This window comes from Saccharothrix isguenensis, assembly GCF_052936305.1.
The window spans coordinates 5,164,346-5,184,498 of sequence record NZ_CP193626.1; the positions used below are offsets into that span (position 1 = coordinate 5,164,346).

The 20,153-nt window shown below is 71.9% G+C and carries 8 protein-coding genes and 1 pseudogene; 4 read left to right on the forward strand and 5 right to left on the reverse strand.

The genetic code is table 11. From position 1 onward, the window contains the following. Positions 1-97: 97 nt before the first annotated feature. The 3 genes from ACRAKI_RS23055 to ACRAKI_RS23065 form a co-directional block, all read right to left on the reverse strand. Positions 98-10,429: an SDR family NAD(P)-dependent oxidoreductase gene (locus tag ACRAKI_RS23055; RefSeq protein ID WP_447002580.1), complete on the reverse strand. Its 10,332-nt coding sequence runs from the start codon at positions 10,427-10,429 to the stop codon at positions 98-100. Between the two features lie 35 nt (positions 10,430-10,464). After that, positions 10,465-11,652 carry a DUF993 family protein gene (locus ACRAKI_RS23060; protein ID WP_447002581.1) on the reverse strand — a complete coding sequence of 396 codons (1,188 nt, stop codon included), beginning with the start codon at positions 11,650-11,652 and terminating at the stop codon, positions 10,465-10,467. 391 nt (positions 11,653-12,043) lie between these two features. Continuing rightward, on the reverse strand, positions 12,044-12,871 hold the full coding sequence (locus tag ACRAKI_RS23065; protein WP_447002582.1) for an SDR family NAD(P)-dependent oxidoreductase: 828 nt from the start codon (positions 12,869-12,871) through the stop codon (positions 12,044-12,046). Between the two features lie 81 nt (positions 12,872-12,952). On the opposite strand from ACRAKI_RS23065, the gene ACRAKI_RS23070 reads away from it, so the two are divergent. Continuing rightward, positions 12,953-14,545 (forward strand): MFS transporter, encoded by a 1,593-nt coding sequence (locus ACRAKI_RS23070; protein ID WP_447002583.1) that lies wholly within the window; start codon positions 12,953-12,955, stop codon positions 14,543-14,545. Positions 14,546-14,626: 81 nt separating this feature from the next. Here ACRAKI_RS23070 and ACRAKI_RS23075 read toward each other — a convergent pair whose 3' ends face one another. Beyond that, positions 14,627-15,958, reverse strand: coding sequence for an aminotransferase-like domain-containing protein (locus tag ACRAKI_RS23075; RefSeq protein WP_447002584.1), 1,332 nt, complete (start codon positions 15,956-15,958; stop codon positions 14,627-14,629). Between the two features lie 427 nt (positions 15,959-16,385). Between ACRAKI_RS23075 and ACRAKI_RS23080 the strand changes: the two genes are divergently transcribed. The 3 genes from ACRAKI_RS23080 to ACRAKI_RS23090 all read left to right on the forward strand — a co-directional run bounded on the left by ACRAKI_RS23080 (position 16,386) and on the right by ACRAKI_RS23090 (position 18,729). Further along, positions 16,386-16,985 carry a TetR/AcrR family transcriptional regulator gene (locus ACRAKI_RS23080; protein ID WP_447002585.1) on the forward strand — a complete coding sequence of 200 codons (600 nt, stop codon included), beginning with the start codon at positions 16,386-16,388 and terminating at the stop codon, positions 16,983-16,985. A 266-nt stretch (positions 16,986-17,251) separates the two neighbouring features. Further along, positions 17,252-17,680, forward strand: coding sequence for a VOC family protein (locus ACRAKI_RS23085; RefSeq protein WP_447002586.1), 429 nt, complete (start codon positions 17,252-17,254; stop codon positions 17,678-17,680). Positions 17,681-17,802: 122 nt separating this feature from the next. Next, positions 17,803-18,729, forward strand: coding sequence for an alpha/beta hydrolase family protein (locus ACRAKI_RS23090; RefSeq protein WP_447002587.1), 927 nt, complete (start codon positions 17,803-17,805; stop codon positions 18,727-18,729). Between the two features lie 92 nt (positions 18,730-18,821). Here the strand turns inward: ACRAKI_RS23090 and ACRAKI_RS23095 are convergent. Then, positions 18,822-20,132: pseudogene (locus ACRAKI_RS23095) on the reverse strand (type I polyketide synthase); the annotation flags it as partial. Positions 20,133-20,153: the final 21 nt, after the last annotated feature.

A 20,153-nucleotide genomic window follows, 5' to 3' on the forward strand; every position in this document is an offset into this window, starting at 1 on the left:
GGGGAGCCTTGATCACCGACGCTATTCACGCCGCCGCGGGTTCCCCACCCCTAAGCGCCCCTAGGAGAAGTGCCCGTCGGCGACTGCCCGAACAGGTCTAGCGCGGTCGGCTCTCGGTGTCGGCGTGCCCCATGGCCAGGGCGATGAGGTCGTCGGCGGCCATCGTGTCGAGATCGGCGCGATCGACCGATCCCGGCACGTCCTCGGCCAGGGACAGGAGCCGGTCGACCAGGCCCTCGGCGCGCAGCCGTTCGATCGGCACCGACCGCAGCACGACGCGGAGCCGCTCGTCCTGGTCTGCCGTGTCCGTGTCTCGTGTGTCCATGGCTGAGGGGTCGGGGTGTTCGGCGGGGGTCAGCGTCTCGGCGATCGCCTCGGCCAGGGCCACGGCGTTGGCGTGGTCGAAGACCATCGTGGCGGGGAAGCGCAGTCCGCCGGCCCGGTTGACGGCGTTGCGGAACTCCACCGCGCTCAACGAGTCGAACCCCAGTTCGCTGAACGCGCGTTCGGGTTCCACCGAGTCCGGGTCGGGGTGGCCGAGGATCGCAGCGGCCTGTTCCCGGACGAACTCGACCAGCGCCGCGTGCCGGTCCTCGCCGCCGAGGCCGGTCAGCCGGTGCGCCAGGCCCGCCACCGTGCCCGCGTCGCGCCGGGCCTTGGTGCGGGCCAGCCCGCGCAGCACGTGCGGCAGGTCGTCCACCGCGCCGAGCGCCGTCGGATCGAGGTGGATCGGCGCCACCACGGCGTGGTCGACGGCCGCCGCCGCGTCGAACAGGGCCAGGCCCTCGGTCGCGGTCAGGCCGTGCACGCCCGACCCGGCGAGCCGCTGCCCGACCGCCGCGTCCGCCATGCCGGCGTCCACCGACCACGGCCCCCACGCCAGTGAACGCGCGGGAAGTCCGTGCGCACGGCGGTGCGTGGCCAGGGCGTCCAGGAAGGCGTTGGCGGCGGCGTAGTTGCCCTGTCCAGCGTTGCCGAGCAGGCCCGCAGCCGAGGAGAACAGCACGAACTCCGTCAGATCCAGGCCCCGCGTCAGCTCGTGCAGGACCAGTGCGGCATCCACCTTGGGACGCAGCACGGCGTCCACGCGCTCGGGCGTCAGGGCGGTCACCACGCCGTCGTCCAGGACGCCCGCCAGGTGGACCACGCCGCGCAGCGGACGGTCCGCCGGGATGGCCGCGAGGACGGCCGCCATGCTGTCGCGGTCGGCGGCGTCGCAGGCCACGACGTCCACCAGCGCGCCCAGCCCGGTCAGGTCCGCCACCAGGTCGGCCATGCCTTCGGCATCCGCCCCGCGCCTGCCCACCAACAGCAGGTTGCGCACGCCCGTGGCCGCCAGGTGACGGGCCACGAGCCGGCCGAGGGCGCCGGTCGCACCGGTGATCAGGGTGGTGCCGGCCGGCTCGAAGGCGGTGGTGGCAGCGGGTTCAGGGGTCGACCGGACCAGCCTGGGCGCCCGGACCGAACCGTCGCGCACCGCGCCCTGCGGCTCTCCGGAGGCCACGACCAGTCCGACGTCCGCCGCGTCGCAGTCGGCGAGGACGAACCTGCCGGGGTTCTCGGACTGGGCGGAACGCACCAGGCCCCAGACGGCCGCTCCGGCGAGATCCGTGACGTCCTCGCCGTCGACCGCCACGGCGCCTCGGGTGCGGAACACCAGTGGCCGGTCGTCGGCTGCTCGGACCTGCTCGACCGCGTGGTGGACGGCTGCCCGGACCGACTCGGCGTCGTTGCCGGGCCGGACGTCGACCACGTGCACGTCCACGTCCGGTACGGGTTCCGCGACCGGGACGGGTGACCAGGTGACGGTGTAGAGCGAGCCGGTGCGTGCGGTGGTCAGCTCGGACGCCACCGGCTCCCTCAGCACGAGTGAGCCCACCGACAGTACCGGTTCGCCCGCGATGTCGGAGACGGCGACGCCGACCCCGCCGCCGGAGGCCGGCGACAGGCGTACCCGCACCGTGGTCGCGCCTGTGGCGTGCACGGCGACGTCGGTCCACGCGAACGGCAGCCGGACGTCGTCCTGGACGAGGCCCAGCGGGTGCAGGCAGGCGTCGAGGAGTGCGGGGTGGGTGAGGAAGCGGTCGGGCCGTGCCGGCAACGCCACCTCGGCGCACAGGTCGTCACCGACCCGCCACGCGGCTCGCATACCGCGGAACGCCGGGCCGTACCGGAGGCCGTTGTCGGCCAAGGAGTCGTAGAAACCGTCCAGCGGCAGCGGCTCCGCACCGGCAGGCGGCCACGCGCCGGTGTTGCCCGGGGTGACGGGGTTGTCGGTCATCAGCCCGACGGCGTGCCTGGTCCAGGAGTCCGCGCCATCCGCACGGGAGTGGACGGTCACCGGCCTGCCTTCGGTCCCGGCGGACCCACCGATCACCACCCGCAGCGCCGCCCCTCCGCGATCAGCGAGCACGAGCGGAGCCTGCACGGTCAGCTCGGCCAGGTGCGGAACGCCGACGTGGTCGCCCGCTCGAACGGCCAGCTCGACGAACCCGGTGCCGGGGAACAGGATCACGTCACCCACGACGTGGTCGGCCAGCCACGGCTGCGCCGCGAGCGACACCCTGCCCGTGAACTGCACCTCGTCCGAGTCGAGGGCGGCGACGGCGCCGCCGAGCAGCGGGTGGTCCACCGCGTCGAGGCCCGCCGAGACGACGTCTCCCAACCCGGCCGCGCTGCCGGCCCAGGCCTCCCGCCAGTAGTCCTGCGCCATCATCCAGTAGCGCTCCCGCTGGAAGGCGTAGGTGGGCAGGGTGACCAGGGACGCTCCGCGCCGGGCGAAGAAGGCCCGCCAGTCGACCGTGACACCGCGGGCATGTGCTGCCGCCAGTGCCGCGACGGCCTGGCGCGCCTCGGCCCGGTCCTTGCGCTGGACCGGCAGGAACGCGGCGTCGACGTAGCCGGACGCGCTCGCGCTGAGCACGCCGTCCGGTCCGATCTCCAGGTGCGTGCGCACGCCCGATCCGACCAGGGATGCCATGGCGTCGGCGAAGCGCACCGTCGCCCGGACCTGCCGGACCCAGTAGTCGGGGTCCGACCAGTCGGCAGTCGAGTCACCGGTGACGGACGAGACGATGGGGATGTCGGGGGACGACAGGGTCACCGCGCGGACCACGGCCCCGAACTCGGCGAGCATGGGTTCCATGAGCGCGGAGTGGAACGCGTGCGACACGGCGAGCCTGGTGCTCTTGCGGCCGAGAGCCTTGAAGTGCTCCTGTGCGGCGTCGATGGCGTCGGCGGGGCCGGAGAGCACCAGCGCGTTCGGACCGTTCACCGCCGCCACGTCGACTCGCAGGTCCTCCGGGAGGTCGGCTTCGGCGGTCTGCACGGCGAGCATCGCGCCGCCTGGCAGTGCCTGCATCAGCCGTCCCCGGGCGGCGACCACGGCAGCGGCGTCGGCCAGGCTGAACACACCGGCGACGTGCGCCGCGGCCAGCTCACCGATCGAGTGGCCCACCAGGAAACCCGGCCGCACACCCCACGACTCCACCAACCGGTACAACGCCACCTCGAACGCGAACAACGCCGGCTGCGCGAACTCCGTGCGGTTGAGCCCCTCCTGATCCCCGCCCCACATCACCTCGCGCAACGACACCGCCAAATGCCGGTCCAACGCCGTCAACACCTCGTCCAACACAGCAGCGAACACCGGGAAGACCTCGTACAACTCCCGACCCATCCCGACCCGCTGCGCACCCTGACCCGTGAACAGGAATGCCGTCGCACCGGGGGCAAGAGCCGAGCCGAGGACGACGTGACCGGCGGTCTCGTCGTTCGCCACGGCTCGCAGGCCGCGCAGCAGCTCGTCGCGCGACCCGGCCGTCACCGCTGCCCGGTGGTCGTGGACGGCGCGGTGGACGGCGGTCGAGTACGCCACGTCGAGCACCTGGGTCCCGGCTTCACCGGCGAGGAACGCGTGGAGCCGCCGTGCCTGGTCCCGCAGGGACGCCGGGGTCTTGCCGGACAGCACGACCGGCACGGCGGGCAGGGGCACGGCGGGCAGCGGCACGGTGTCCTGCACGGTGTGCGGGGCTTCGGGCGCCTGCTCGATGATCACGTGTGCGTTGGTGCCGCTGAGCCCGAACGACGACACACCGGCCCGACGCGGACGGTCCACGTCCGGCCACTCACGGGTCGACGTCACCAACCGGACCGCACCCGAGGACCACTCCACGTGCGGCGACGGCTCGTCCACGTGCAACGACCCCGGCACCACACCGGCGTTCACGGCCTGGACCACCTTGATCACACCGGCCACGCCCGCGGCAGCCTGCGTGTGGCCGATGTTCGACTTCACCGACCCCAACCACAACGGCTCCGACCGGTCCTGGCCGTAGGCCGCCAGCAACGCCTGGGCCTCGATCGGGTCGCCCAACGTCGTCGCGGTCCCGTGCGCCTCGACGACGTCCACGTCCGGCCCGGTCAACCCCGCGTCGGCCAACGCGGCGTCGATCACCCGCCGCTGGGCCGCACCGCTCGGAGCCGTCAACCCGTTCGAAGCACCGTCCTGGTTGACCGCGCTCCCCCGCACCACCGCCACCACCGGGTGCCCAAGACGCCGGGCGTCCGACAGTCGTTCGACCAGCAACACACCACAGCCCTCGCCCCACCCCGTACCCGAAGCGGAGGCGGCGAACGACCGACACCGACCGTCCGGCGACAACCCGCCCTGCCGCGAGAACTCGACGAACATCTCGGGGGTCGCCATCACCGCGACACCGCCCACGAGCGCGAGGGAGGACTCACCGGCGCGCAGCGACCGCATCGCCAGGTGCAGGGCCACCAAGGACGACGAGCACGCCGTGTCCACGGTGACGGCGGGGCCTTGCAGCCCGAACACGTAGGACACCCGACCGGACGCGATCGCGCCGGTGCTGCTGTTGGCGGCGTAGTCGTGCGTCATCATCCCGGTGAACACGCCGGTCGAGCTGCCCCGCAACGACAGCGGGTCGATGCCCGCGCGCTCGAACGCCTCCCACGACGTCTCCAGCAACAACCGCTGCTGCGGGTCCATCGCCAGCGCCTCGTTGGGGCTGATGCCGAAGAACCCCGGGTCGAACTCCGCGGCGTCGTGGAGGAAGTGGCCGCGCTTGACGTAGCTGGTGTTCGGTCGCTCGCCGGTCGGGTCGTACAGGCGCTCGACGTCCCAACCGCGATCGACCGGGAACTCCGACACCGCGTCCACACCGTCCACCACCAACCGCCACAAGTCCTCCGGCGACCCCACCCCACCCGGGTAGCGGCACGCCATCGACACGATCGCGATCGGCTCGTCGTCGTGGGCGGCGACCGTGGCGACAGGGGTGCCACCGACGCCGCCGGTCACCTCGTCGACGAGGTGCCGGGCGAGGGCCGAAGGTGAGGGGTGGTCGAACACCAGCGTCACCGGTAGCCGCCGGCCCAGCGCCTCGCCGAGCCGGTTGCGGAACTCGACCGCGCTCAGCGAGTCGAAACCCAGGTCGCGGAACGCCCGGTCGGCGTCCACGGCCGAGCCGGAGGCGTAACCGAGGACCACCGCGACCCGGTCGAGCACCAGTTCCAGGGCCGCGTCCAGCCGCTGCGCCTCGGGCAGCCGGACAAGGCTGTCGGCGAAGGAGTCGGCCGACTGCCCACCGGAGGCGGTCCGCCGTGCGACGGGAACCAGTCCGCGCAGGATCGACTGCGGTGTCCCGCCCCGGGCGCGCAGCCCGGCCAGGTCCAGCCGGGCGGGCACGGCCGTGCCCCGTCCCGCGCCGAGCGCGGCGTCGAACAGGGCCAGGCCCTCATCGGTGGCCAGGCCGAGCATCCCGTTGCGGGACATCCGGAGGCGGTCGCCGTCGTCCAGGTCGCCGGTCATGCCACCGGCCTGCGCCCAGAAACCCCACGCGAGCGACTGGGCGGGCAGCCCGGCGGCGCGGCGGTGGGCTGCCAGGCCGTCGAGGAAGGCGTTCGCGGCGGCGTAGTTGCCCTGGCCAGGGGCGCCCAGCAGCCCGGCGGCGGAGGAGAACAGCACGAACGCGTCCAGGTCGAGGTCGGCGGTCAGCTCGTGCAGCACCAGGGCGGCGTCGACCTTCGGGCGGAACACCGCGTCGATGCGTTCGGGGGTCAGGGAGGACAGGGTGCCGTCGTCCAGCACGCCCGCCGCGTGCACCACCACGCGGAGGTCTTCGATGTCGGCCAGCACGGCGGCGACCGCGTCCCGGTCGGCGGCGTCGCAGGCCACCACGGTCACCTCGACCTCCAGCGACCGCAGGTCCGTGACCAGCTCGTCCATGCCGGGGGCCACCGCGCCGCGCCGGCCCAGGAGGACCAGCCGTCGAACGCCGTGCCGGGTGACCAGGTGGCGGGCGACCAACCCGCCGAGCAGGCCGGTGGCGCCGGTGATCAGCGCGGTTCCGCCGAGCTGCGGCGCGGCGTCGGGTGCCAGGCGGGCGAGCCGGGGGGCGTGCGCGACACCGTTCCGCACCGCGACCTGGGGTTCTCCGGAAGCGAGCACGTGCGGCAGGACGGTGTCGAGGTCGACGTCCGAGTCGAGGTCGACCAGCACGACCCGGCCGGGGTTCTCCGACTGCGCCGACCGCGCCAGGCCCCACACCGCCGCGCCCGCGAGGTCGTCCACGCCTTCGTCCGCGACGGCGACCGCACCCCTGGTCACGACGACGATCGTCGCCTCGCCATCGGCAAGCCGGGTTCGCAGCACCTCCAACGCCTCGTGCGTGGCGACGTGCACGGAGTGGTTGTCGCGTCCGGAGGGTGGGCTGAACACCTCGACCGCGCCCGGCACGGCCGTCTCGGCGGTGCTGATCGGCACCCAGTCCAGCCGGAACAGGGCGTCGTGGTGGATCCGGCGCTCGGCCGGCGCGTCCGCGACCTCGCGCAGCACCAGCCGGTCGATCGAGGCGACGGGCGCTCCGGTCGCGTCGGCCACCGCCACCCGCACGGCGCCTTCGCCCAGGGGCGTGATCCGGACGCGGAGGCGCGTGGCGCCGGCGGCGTGCAGGGCGACCCGTGACCAGGTGAACGGCAACGCGGTGCGACCGCCGACCACGTCGGTGAGCGCGACGGCGTGCAGCGCGGAGTCGAGCAGCGCGGGGTGCACCGTGAAGCGGCTCGCCGAGTCCGAGGGCAGTGCCACTTCGGCGAGCACGTCGTCACCCGACCGCCACGCGGCGGTGAGACCGCGGAAGACTGGACCGTAGGCGAGGCCGACGTGGGCCAGGTCGTCGTAGAAGCCCTCGACCGCGACGAGCCGGGCCTGAGCCGGCGGCCACTCGGCCGGCCAAGCCTCGGGAACGCCGGTGCCGGCCCCGAGCACACCATCGGCGTGCTCGGTCCAGGGCAAGTCGTCGGGTCCGTCCTCGTCCCGGGAGTAGACGGTGATCCGGCGGGTTCCGTCGTCGTCCGGCTTGGCGACCACGACCTGCAACCGGACACCACCGCGCTCCGGGAGGACGAGCGGAGCGGACAGCGTCAACTCCTCGATCAGGCCACAACCCACCTGATCACCGGCGCGGACAGCCAGCTCCACGAACCCCGTGCCCGGGAAGTAGGCGTCGTCGCCCACCCGGTGATCGGCCAGCCACGGGTGCGAGGTCTGCGAGAGCCGGCCGGTCAGCACGACCCCGCCGTCCGGGGACACCACGATCGCGCTCAACAGCGGGTGGCCGGCGGCGACGAGCCCGGCCGACGCGACGTCGGACACCGCGCCCGGCACCGCGTCGAGCCAGTAGCGGTCGCGGCGGAACGCGTACGTCGGCAGGTCCACCCTGGCGGTGCGCGGGGCGAGCAGCGCGGTCCAGTCGACCGGTGCGCCGCGCACCCACGTCTCGGCGAGCGACGAGGTGAACCGGTCCAGCGCACCGTCGTCACGACGCAGCGACTCGACGGCGGCGGCCCGCGCGCCCGCGTCGGCGAAGGTCTCCTCCAAGCCGACCTTGAGACCGGGGTGGGGGCTCGTCTCCACGAACAGGCCGAAGTCGTCCGCGAGCATGACCCTGGTCGCTTCCTCGAACCGCACGGTCTGGCGCAGGTTGCGGTACCAGTAGTCGGCGTCCAGCCCGGCGGTGTCCACCGCGCCGCCGGTGACGGTCGAGTAGAACGCGACCTCGGCCGTGCGCGGACGCACCGGCGCCAGGACTTCCGCCAGGCGTTCACGGGTCCTCTCCACGAACACCGAGTGCGATGCGTAGTCGACCGGGATGATCCTGGACCGCACGCCCTCGGTCTCCAGCCGCGCGTGCAGGTCCGCCAGGGCGTCGACGTACCCGGACAGCACCACCGACCCCGGTCCGTTGACGGCCGCCAGCGACAGCCGGTCCGGGTAGTCCACCAGCAGCTTCCGCGCGTCCACTTCGGACACGGCAACGGACATCATGCCGCCCAGGCCGGCCAGTTCCTCGTCGATGACCTGGCTGCGCAGGGCCACGACCCGCGCGCCGTCGGACAGGGACAGGGCTCCGGCGACGCAGGCGGCGGCGATCTCGCCCTGGGAGTGGCCGACGACCGCGTCCGGTTCCACGCCGAAGTTGCGCCACAGCGCCGCCAGCGAGACCATCACCGCCCACAGCACCGGCTGCACGACGTCCACCCGGTCGTAGCCCGGGGCGCCGGGCACGCCGCGCACCACGTCCAGCAGGTCCCAGTCCACGAACTCGTCCAGTGCCCGCGCGCACTCCTCCATGCGACGGGCGAACACCGGGGCCGTGTCCAGCAGGTCCACCGCCATGCCCGCCCACTGCGAGCCCTGGCCGGGGAAGACGAACGCGATGCCGGGCGTCCGCTGCCCCGGGACCGAGCCGCGCACCACGCCGGCGGCCACCCCGCCGGCGGCCAGGACGGCCAGGCCGGCCCGCAGATCGGCCGCTGTCGCGCCCAGCACGACGGCGCGTTGGTCCAGGGCGGCGCGCGTGGTCGCGAGCGCGTGCGCGATGTCGGTGGGATCGCCCTCCACGGCGGCCAGTCGGCGTGCCTGCTCGCCCAACCCACCCGCGCCACGGGCGGAGACCACCCAGGGCACCACCGGCGAGGTGACGGCGTCCGGGTCGGGGTCGGGGGTGGTGGGTTCGACCGGGTCGGCCTGCTCCAGGATCGCGTGCGCGTTCGTGCCGCTGACGCCGAACGACGACACGCCCGCTCGGCGGGGCCGCTCGGCGGTCTCCCAGCTCCGCTGCTCGGTCAACAGCCGCACCGCGCCGGACTGCCAGTCCACGAACGACGACGGTTCGGTCACGTGCAGCGTCTGCGGCATGACGCCGTGCCGGATCGCCATCACCGCCTTGATGATGCCGCCGACGCCCGCCGCCGCCTGGGTGTGCCCGATGTTGGACTTGAGCGACCCCAGCCACAGCGGCCGTTCCGGGTCACGCCCTTGGCCGTAGGTGGCCAGCAACGCCTGCGCCTCGATCGGGTCGCCCAGCGTGGTGCCGGTGCCGTGCGCCTCCACCAGGTCGACGTCGCCGACGTCGAGTCCGGCGTTGGCGAGCGCCTGGCGGATCACGCGCTGCTGCGACGGGCCGCTGGGAGCGGTGAGGCCGTTGGACGCGCCGTCCGAGTTGACCGCGGACCCGCGGAGCACGGCCAGCACTTCGTGGCCGTTGCGCCGGGCGTCGGACAGTCGTTCCAACACCAGCAAGCCCGCGCCTTCGCCCCACCCCGTGCCGTCCGCCGTGTCGGAGAACGCCTTGCACCGACCATCGGGTGCGAGCGCGCTCTGCTTCGAGAACGCGACGAAGACGCCGGGGGTGCCGATGACCGTGACGCCGCCGGCCAACGCCAACGCGCATTCCCGCTGCCGCAGGGCCTGGGCCGCCAGGTGCACCGCGACCAGTGCCGACGAGCACGCCGTGTCGAGGGTGACCGACGGGCCTTCGAGCCCGAGCGTGTACGACACGCGACCGGACAGCACGGCGGCGGCCGTGGCGGTGGCCCCGTAGGCGGCCGTGCCCTCCGGGTCGCGTTCGTGCAGGTACTCGTAGTCCTGGGCGCCCGTGCCGACGAACACCCCGACCCGCTCGCCTCGCAACGAGTCCGGCGGGATGGCGGCCCGCTCGCACGCCTCCCACGCCAGCTCCAGCAGGATCCGCTGCTGCGGGTCCATCGCCACGGCCTCACGCGGGGAGATGCCGAAGAACCCCGCGTCGAAGTCGGTGGCGGCGATGAACCCGCCCTCCCGCACGTAGCTCGCCCCGGACCGCGACGGGTCGTCGGAGAACAGGGTGTCGAGGTCCCAGCCCCGGTCCCGGGGGAACGGACCGGTGGCGTCGGAGCCTTCCGACACCATCCGCCACAGGTCCTCCGGCGACCGGACCTCGCCGGGATAGCGGCAGCTCATCCCGACGATGGCGATCGGCTCCCGCGCACCGTCCTCCACCTCGCGCAGCCGCCTGCGGGTCTGGTGCAGTTCGGCGCTGACCTTCTTCAGGTACTCCAGCAGGTTGGCGTCGGTCGCCATCGGTCATCACCCAATCGTGCGGAAGCGGAGACGCGTCAGTTGATCCCTGCGGTGGCGAGGACCAGGCGCATGCGGTGTTCGGCCAGCTGCGGGTCGGGGAACAGACCGAGTCCGTCGGCCAGCCGGTAGACCTGGGCCAGGTGCGGGACGGACCGGGCGGACTGCTCGCCCCAGATCATCCGGAAGTGGTCCTGGTGGCCGGAGAGCCAGGCCAGGAAGACGAAGCCGGTCTTGAAGAAGCGCATCGTCAGGGCGTCGCCCTCGAACAGGTGTTGCGCCAGCGGCAGGGTCGACTCCAGCTCCGCGCGGAACGTCGCCCGGTCGCCCGCGTCCAGCGCCCGGAAGCCTTCCGCCACGATCGACGCCAGCGGGCCGAACACGGACGCCAGCGCATCGCTGTGGCCCTGCTCGTCGCCGGCGATCAGTTCGGGGAAGTCGGTGATGTCGCCGTTGTAGACGTGGACGCCCTCGGGCATCCGGCGGCGTAGCCGGATCTCGCGTTCGCGGGAGAGCGGCCAGACCTTGACGCCGTCCACCTTCGCCACGTTGTCCTCGACGACGGTGGCGAAGGCCTCCAGCGCGGCGTCGAAGTCGGTGTGGCCCCAGTAGCCGGTCAGGCGCGGGTCGGAGTCCGGCAGCACCCAGTGCAGGATGGCGGGCATGGAGGTCTGGTCGAGCAGGTGGGCGTAGAGCTTGGCGTAGTCGTCGGGGCCGCCCGCGACGGCGGGCAGCGCGGGACTGGCCATGATGATCGTCTGGGCGCCGACGCCCTCGACCACCTCGATCTGCTCCTCGTAGGCGGCGGTGATCTCGGCGGGCGTGTGCGGGCGCATCGGGTCGAGCTGGTCGGTCCAGACCCCACCGGCGATGCGCCCGCCGACCGCCCGCGCCTCCGCGGCGGACCGGCGGATCAACTCCGCCGAGGCCGACCAGTCCAGTCCCATCGCGCGGTTCTGGGTGTCGAGGGCTTCCGCGACGGCGAACCCGTGCGCCCAGAGGTGGCGGCGGAAGACCATGGTGGCCTCCCAGTCGATGCCCGGCGGGCGGAAGGGCTCGAAACCGAGCAGGAGCGGGGTGTTGGCCGCCAGCGGGTCGGCCACCACGTGCGCGGTGGAGAACACCACGCGGCTGGTGAAGGCGGCGCTGCTCGGCTCGAAGGCGCGCGGCGAGCTCCGGGGCTCGTAGTGCGACAGGGTGCCGTCCGACTCGGGAAGTTGGATCACGACATCAGCTCCATGGCTCGGTTCGCCGCTACGACGCCGAACACGGGCGCGCAGAAACCGCGGCACGGCACGGGAACGGGTCGACGACGGTGGGATTCTCCCGTCCAGCCATGAAAACGTGGCCACCCGACAGCCGCCACAGCTACCGCCCCCTAAGCCCACCGCACCGCCCCTAGGGGGAAGTCGGCTCCGGTGTGCCGGGGAGGTGGAGCCGACAGCCCGGGTGCGCGGAAGGTCGAGCCAATGGCAGAGCAGGCGCGCGGAAAGGTCACCGAGGCCCCCTGAACGCGCGCGCGAAAGCTGTCGGCTCCACCCCCTGGGCAGCGGAAGTGGAGCCGACAGCGAACTGGTGCGCGGCAGGTGGCGCTGGTCGTCCCGCCCTGAGCGGGCTTCAGGCGGGCAGTCCTGCCCTGCGCGCGGCGATTCCCCACAGGCGTGCGGCCACCACGGGGTCTTCCGCCGAGGGCCCAGGGTCGGTTCGGCGGGAGTTGACGTAGTAGTCGCCGTGCAGCGGTTCGTCCGTCTCCACCAGGTGGACGAGTGTCTTGGCGCCTTCCTCCGGCGTGCTCAGGACGACGTCGATCAGGTGCCGGAACGGGCTCTTCGCCAGCATGCGCTGCATCGGCAGTTCCCGCGCGATCCCGCCGACGAACACACCGGGGTGGAAGTCCGCCACCGGGACATCGGGGTACCGACGGGCGAACTCCCTGGTCAACAGCGCCAACGCCAGCTTGCTGCGCGAGTACGCCTCGTACGGCTCGTACTCCGCCGCCACGTCGAGGTCGTCGACGTCGATCTGCTTGCGGTCCTCCACCGTCTGCGAGGACGTGGTGACGAGCCGACCACCGCTCTCCCGCACGCGGCCCAGCAGCAGTCGCGTCAACAGGTACGGCGCCAGCGCGTTGACCTGGAACGTCTGCTCGTTCCCGTCCTCCGTCAGGATGCGCCGGGGCCAGATGCCCGCCGCGTTGTTCACCAGCACGTCGATCCGCGGACAACGGGCGAGCAACGTCGCGGCCAGGTCGGCGACCTGGTCCAGGTGGGCGAAGTCGGCGATCAGCGGGTCGACGCCCAGTTCAGCCCCGATGACCGCGGTCGTGACCGGTGACCGGCCGATCGGGACCACGCTGTGGCCACGGCGGGCCAGCTCGCGGACCGCCGCATTCCCGAGCCCCGAGCTGGCCCCTGTCACCACGACGGTCTTCCCGGACAACACCATGTCACGCCCCCGTCCTCACACCCATCCCGGATCTATACACCGGTACTATACATCCGTACGGGACGCGTGTATATTTTTTCCATGCCCCCCACAGACACCAGGGCCGGACGCAAGGAGTGGATCGGACTCGCCGTCCTCATCCTGCCTGTGCTGCTGGTCTCCATGGACATCACCGTCCTCTACTTCGCCCTCCCGGCGATCACCGCGGAGCTCCACCCGTCCAGCACGCAGCAACTCTGGATGATCGACGTCTACGGCTTCGTCCTCGCCGGACTGCTGATCACCATGGGAGGTATCGGCGACCGCATCGGCAGGCGCCGGCTGCTGATCATCGGCTCCGTCCTCTTCGGCGTCGCGTCGGTGATGGCGGCGTACTCGACCAGCCCTGAAATGCTCATCGCGGCGCGCGCGATGCAGGGCATCGGCGGCGCGACACTGATGCCGTCCACCCTCGGCCTGATCCGCAACATGTTCCACGACGCGCGTCAGCGCCGCACCGCCATCGCGGTCTGGACGATCGGCATGGGCACCGGCTCGGCGATGGGGCCGGTGTTCTCCGGCCTGCTGCTCCAGTGGTTCTGGTGGGGCTCGATCTTCATGGTCAACCTGCCGTTCGTGCTGCTGCTGCTGGCACTCGCGCCGTTCTTCGTGCCGGAGTACCGGGCGGCGGGCGCCCGCATCAACGTCCCGTCCGCTGCGCTGTCGTTGGCCGCGGTGCTGCCGTTGGTGTGGGGGTTCAAGGAACTCGCCGTGGACGGCGTCGGCGTGCTGCCGGTCACCGCCATCGCGCTCGGACTCGGTCTGGGCACGGCATTCCTGCGCCGCCAGCGGACCGATCCGCACCCCATGATCGACCTGGCGCTGTTCCGGGTGCGCGGTTTCGGCCCGGCGGTCAGCATGAACCTGATCGTCTACTTCACCATGGTGGGCTTCGGCATCTACACCACGCAGTACCTCATGGAGGTGCTGCGGATGGAACCGCTCGAAGCCGCGCTGTGGACGATGGCGAGCCCCATCGGCATCACCCTCACCGGGCCGCTGGTGGCGTACCTCGCCGTGCGGATGCGGCCCGCGTACGTGGTGGCGATCGGATTTTTCATAGCCGCCTGCGGTTCCGCGATGATGACCAGGCTGACCCTCGAACGCGACATCCCGCTGATCGTGGGCGCCGCGGTCTGCATGGGCGTCGGCGTGGTCATGGCCAGCACCATCGTGACGGACTGGATCGTGGGCACCGCGCCCCCTGCCCAGTCGAGCCGCGTGTCCGCCCTGCTCCAGACGGCGCAGGAACTCGGTGCCGCCATGGGCATCGCGGTGCTGGGCAGCATCGGCGCGGCCGTCTACAGCCGAACCATCGACCGGACCATTCCGGACGGACTCCCCGCCGGCGCGCTGGACGCGTCACGGCAGACCATGGGAGGGGCGCACAACTACGCGTCCACGCTCCCCCAGCCACAGCAGGACGAGCTGGTGCACGTCGCGAAGGAGGCGTTCGTGGCGTCGATGCACCCGGCGGTCGTCACCGCGGCCGGCATCCTCGTCGCCGCGGCGGTGTTCGCGGTGCTCAGGCTTCGCCACATCGAGAGCGTTCCGCCGGAGCCGAGCGAGGACGACCTCGCGGCGGAAGCGGAAGCGGATGAGAAGGCGGCCGAAACGACCACCGCCACCCGCTGACCCCACCACGGAAAAACTGATCCGACCACTGGGAAGCGGCCCGGCCGGACATTGTCCGGCCGGGCCGCCGCACGTCCCCCATCAGGACCGGTTTTTGTGCTCTTCCTGCAAGAATCGCGCCAGGCTGGTGAGGCCGGTGCGAATCTCGTCCTGGTTCACCGCGCTGATGGAAATGCGGATCTGGTTCCGCGGCACGCCGTCGCCGTAGAAATGGTGCATCGGCGTCCAGAGCACGTCGTAATCCTGACCGGAGCGGGCCAGCATCTGGTCGGTCGCCTCGAACGGAATGGTCAGGATCACGAAGAACCCGCCCTTGGGCACGTTCCAGGTGACTTCCGGCGTCGAACCGGGCGGGAACAGCTCGGCCAGCTTCGCCAACGCCACTTCGAGGTTGCCCAGGTAGATCCTGGTCTCCCGGACGTTCGCCGCGCGCAGGCTGAAGTCGTTCTCGATCAGCTTGCCGCCGATCACCGCCTGGGCGATCGGCGACGTGTTCACCGTGAGCATGCTCTTGATCCGGGCGAGCTGGTCGGACAGCGTCTCGTCGCCCTGCTTGCCGCCGGTGACGACCTGGTCGGCGACCACGTAGCCGACGCGGGCGCCGGGGATGCCGGACTTGGCGAACGAGCTGCAGTAGACGACGCGGCGCCGGGTGTCCATCGCCTTGAGCGTGCGCGGCTGCTCCGGGTCGTCGGTGAGGAGGCCGTAGGGGTTGTCCTCGATGATCAGGAAGCCGTGCTCCTCGGCCAGGTCGAGCAGCCGCTCCCGGACACCCTCCGGGATGGTGGTGCCGGTCGGGTTCGCGAAGTCCGGGACCAGGTACAGCGCCCGCGGCCGGATGCCGTCGGCCTTGGCCCGCCCGATGACGTCGACCAGGTCGTCCAGGTCGACGCCGTCGGCGGAGTCGCGCACCGGCAGCACCGGCATGTCCGCCAGCTCGGCGGCGCCCGAGATGCCGAAGTAGCAGGGGAACACCGCCAGCAGGGCGTCCTTCTCGGTGCGGCGCAGCGCGCGCACGGTGAGGTAGAGGGCCTCCTGGCAGCCCACGGTGACGACGACCGTCTCCGGGTCGACGACGATCTTCTCGTCGATCTCCAGGTGCTTGGCGATCAGGTCGTGGATGATGCCCTTGGTGCGGCCGTACTGGAGCAGCGTGCGGTTGACCCAGTACTCGTTGCCCTTGAACACCGTGCGCAGGTGCCCCCGGAAGGTCTCCAGGTACCGGGGCAGCACGGCGGGGTCGAAGAAGCCCTCGTGCGGCCGTCCGGCGGCCAGCGAGATGGAGTGCAGGTACCGGTAGGACACCTCGTTGAGCAGGTTCATAGACTCGGTGAACGGGGTGTCCAGCGAGCCGTGCAATTCGCTCAGCGGGAGTTCCACGGTCTTTTGGCTGTGGACTTGCTCGATCGTCATCGGACGCCTTCCGCGGGAGGGTGTCGAACACGGGGTTACGGTGGGAATCACACCGGAGAACGATGGGACCGCGATGGCGGCGCGCAATTCCCGCCCCGCGACCGCACCTCGTCCTGATCGAGGGAATTGGCCCGGTTCGCTACGACGCGACCAGCCTAATGACGCCGCTTCCGCACGGTCAACGCGCGATTACCGGCCGACCCCCCAGAAAGGCGCCCGGGCACCCCTAGCTGCTGGAAAATGCCCCTAGCCGCAGGCCGGCGAGGTCGTCGCCGTGATCGGATGCGGAGTGAGAAGTCCGGTGGTCCGACGTCGTCCGGGCGCGGCCTCGCGGCCGACGCCAGGCTTGTGGACCATCCCTGGGACGGCATCCGTAGCGTAGGATGTCTACATCGAACGTATGTATTAACCACGAGGTAGGTTGCCGATGGGACATCGCGAGGATCTACTGGCAGGCGCCAAGCGCTGCCTCGTCGAGAAGGGGTACGCCCGGACAACCGCCCGTGACATCGTGGCCGCCTCCGGTGCGAACCTGGCATCCATCGGCTACCACTTCGGCGCCAAGGAAACGCTGCTCAACGAGGCCCTGATCGAGGCCAACGCGGAGTGGGGCGAGGCCCTCGACCGCGCCATGGCGGCCGGTATCCCGACCGACGAGCGCACGGAGTCGTTGGAGCACTTCGAGGCCGTGTGGACGAGGGTCGTGGAGCTGTTCGCCACGCACCGGCAGATGTGGGCAGCGAACTTCGAGATCTTCGCCCAGATCCAGCACGTTCCCGAGGTCCGCACGGTCCTCGCGAGCGGTCTGGACGAGGCACGGCTCGGCATGGCGGACACGTTCCTGGGCAAGCACGACGACGTGGATGACGCCACCGTGCGCGCAGTCGGGTCGTTCTACCAGGCACTGCTCACCGGCGTGATGGCGCAGTGGCTGATCGACCCGCACAACGCCCCCACCGGCAAGGATCTCGCCATCGCGATGCGCACCATCGTGACCGGGATCGCCTCGGCGGCGCTGAACCGCTGACCCTTGACCGGTCATACGTACGTATGACACGCTGTCCGAGCTGATGTCGCGCGATGCACCGGCCTGTTTCTCGCACCCCCAGCGAGCGGGCTCCAGCGGTCAGCGCGAAGTGGCCCGGAGTCGATCATCCCATCGACTCCGGGCCACTTGTCTTCTCCTTTCGCGCCAAGTGTTTCCGGCTGTGGTGTCAGGGGTGGCTAGGGGCGGTCGACACGGATCTCGCGGGCTAGGGTCGGACACGTCCCGACCTGCCGTGAAGGAGTGCGATGACCCGCCCGATGAAGCTCGTGGACACCCTGCACCCCCGGTTGCTCGTCGACGACTTCCCGGCGGCGTTCCGGTTCTACGACTCGGTCCTGCCCCTGGTGATCGGCGCCAAGCTCGCGGAGGGCTCGGCGGACGGACCCTATGCGCGGTGGGACACGGAGGTGGACGTCCAGCCGGCCCTCGCCGTGCTGGACCGCGCCGCGATGCGCTCGATGCTGCCGGAGACGACGCCGGGCGCGGCGGTCGACCAAAGCCTGTTGGTGCTGCGCTTGACGGACGTGGACGTGGCCCAGGCGGCCTTCGTGGCGGCGGGGGCCGTGATCGTCAGCGCGGCGGCGGACCGCCCGGCGTGGGGGCCGCACACGAGGATCGCCTACGTGCGCGATCCGGCGGGCACTCTGGTTGAACTCCAGTCCTCGCCGGACTAACCCGCTCATATTTGATTGACCGACGCAGGACACTGGGCATCGTGCGAGGCGGCGGAGCGGTCCGCACCTCGGACCGGAGCCGCCGGCGCCACGCCGGCGACCATCGCCGCCCAGGGGGAGTCTTGTCGGAGAACGTCACGTTCACGAACGCCGGGGTGGTCCTGGCCGGTTCGCTGACCTCACCCGACCACGGTGTGCCGGCACCAGGGGTGGTCATGGTCGGTGGGTCGGGCCCGTCGGACCGGGACAACGACGCGCACTTCCCGGCGATCCGGCGGCACCTGGTGGACGCCGGGGTCGCCGTGCTGTCCTACGACAAGCGCGGCGTCGGCGAGTCGTCCGGCGACTGGCTCGACGCGACGGTGGACGACCTGGCGTCCGACGCCGCCGCCGCGCTGGACTTCCTGCGCACGCGGCCGGAGGTGCGGAGCGAGGCTGTCGGGCTGTTCGGGCACAGCGAAGGCGGCTGGGTCGTCCTGCGCACCACCGCGCTGCGGGACGACGTGCCGTGGGTCGTCACCAACGGCGGCCCCGGCACGACACCCGCCGTGCAGGACCGCTACTCGCTGGCCACCTCCCTGCGGCGGACCGAGGGGATCACCGAAGACGAGGTCGAGGCCGCGCTGGCCGCCTACGACCGCGTCGTCGAGGCCGGTCGGCGCGACGCCGACTTCGCCGAGGCGACCCGGATCGCCCAGTCCCCGCCGACCGCGTTCACCGAGCACGCGGCGGAGGTGGACGAGCGCCTGTGGAAGTTCCTCAAGCGCAAGCAGGACCACGACCCCGTCCCGGACGTCCTGCGCCTGCGCTGCTCCCACCTGGCGATCTTCGGCGCCGACGACGAGTTGGTCCCGGTCGCCGACAGCGTTCACCTGTTCACCGCCGCCGCCTGCCACCGCCACCGCGACAGCCGGGCGACGCTGACCGTCGAGGTTTTCCCCGGCGCCGACCACCGCGTCCGGACCGACGGCGGCACGCACCTGGCGCCCGGCTACCTCGACACCCTCACCCGGTGGATCATCGGCCGGACCGGAGACCCAGGCGCCTGAACCCGTCCGGGGGGTGGACCGCCGTGCCCGAATCCGGGCACGGCGGCCGGCAAGTCGGCCGGCCACCGCTCGCTCGATCGCCCTCAGGCGGCAGGAGGTTCCTCGATGATCACGTGCGCGTTGGTGCCGCTGATGCCGAACGACGACACGCCGGCCCGCCTGGGCCGGCCCGCCCGCAGCCACGCCCTGGCGGTGGTGAGCAACTCGACCCCACCTGCGGCCCAGTCCACCTGAGGGGTCGGCTGGTCCACGTGGAGGGTCTTGGGCAGCACGCCGTTCCGCATCGCCATGACCACCTTGATGACCCCGGCGACACCGGCCGCCGCCTGCGTGTGCCCCAGGTTGGACTTGATCGAGCCGAGCATCAGCGGTGTTGTGCGCGCCTTGTCGCTGCCGTAGGTGGCCAACAGTGCCTGCGCCTCGATGGGGTCACCTAGGCGGGTTCCGGTGCCGTGTGCCTCCACGGCGTCGACGTCGGCCGCCGCGAGCCCCGCCTCGGCCAGGGCGTCGCGGATGACGCGCTGCTGCGCGGGACCGTTCGGTGCGGTGATGCCGCTGGACGCGCCGTCCTGGTTGGTGGCCGACGAACGCACCACCGCGAGCACCTGGTGCCCGTTGCGCTCCGCGTCCGACAGGCGTTCCACCAGCAGGAGCCCGCAGCCCTCCCCCCACCCCGTGCCGTCCGCGGCGGCGGCGAAGGACTTGCAGCGGCCGTCCGGCGCCAGGCCGCGCTGCCGGCTGAAGTACTGGAAGGTCTCCGGCGTCGCCATCACGGTGACCCCGCCGGCGAGCGCCATCGGGCACTCCCCCGACCGCACCGCCTGGACGGCGAGGTGCAGCGCGACCAGGGACGAGGAGCAGGCCGTGTCCACCGACACCGCAGGACCCCGCAAGCCGAACGTGAACGCGACGCGCCCGCTGACCAGGCTCCCGCCGCCGTCCGCGCCCCGGTAGTCGTGGTACATCACGCCGGTGAACACCCCGACCTTGCTGCCGTTGAGCGACAGCGGGTCGATCCGGGCGCTCTCGAACGCCTGCCACGCCGTCTCCAGCAGGACCCGTTGCTGCGGGTCCATCTCCCGCGCCTCGCGCGGTGAGATGCCGAACAGCTCGGCGTCGAAGTCGGCCACGTCGTGCAGGAACGCGCCCTCCCTGGTGATGATCTTGTCCGGTGTGCCCGGCTCGGGGTCGTAGAGCCCGGTGACGTCCCAGCCGCGGTCGGTCGGGAACCCGGTCACCGCGTCCCGGCCTTCCGCGACCAACCGCCACAGGTCGTCCGGCGACTCGACGCCGCCGGGGAAGCGGCACGCCATCCCGACGATCGCGATCGGCTCCTCCAGCCGGGACACGCGTTCCCGCAGCCGTTCGTTGTCCGCCACGGACTTGCGCAGCGCCTCGACCACCTGGTCCAGGGATGTCTCCAC

Bases quoted from the DNA above. Each gene is read 5' to 3' on its own strand.
- ACRAKI_RS23055 (WP_447002580.1), bottom strand. From the start codon at position 10,429: ATGGCGACCGACGCCAACCTGCTGGAGTACCTGAAGAAGGTCAGCGCC.
- ACRAKI_RS23065 (WP_447002582.1), bottom strand. From the start codon at position 12,871: ATGGTGTTGTCCGGGAAGACCGTCGTGGTGACAGGGGCCAGCTCGGGG.
- ACRAKI_RS23070 (WP_447002583.1), top strand. From the start codon at position 12,953: ATGCCCCCCACAGACACCAGGGCCGGACGCAAGGAGTGGATCGGACTC.
- ACRAKI_RS23075 (WP_447002584.1), bottom strand. From the start codon at position 15,958: ATGACGATCGAGCAAGTCCACAGCCAAAAGACCGTGGAACTCCCGCTG.
- ACRAKI_RS23080 (WP_447002585.1), top strand. From the start codon at position 16,386: ATGGGACATCGCGAGGATCTACTGGCAGGCGCCAAGCGCTGCCTCGTC.
- ACRAKI_RS23085 (WP_447002586.1), top strand. From the start codon at position 17,252: ATGACCCGCCCGATGAAGCTCGTGGACACCCTGCACCCCCGGTTGCTC.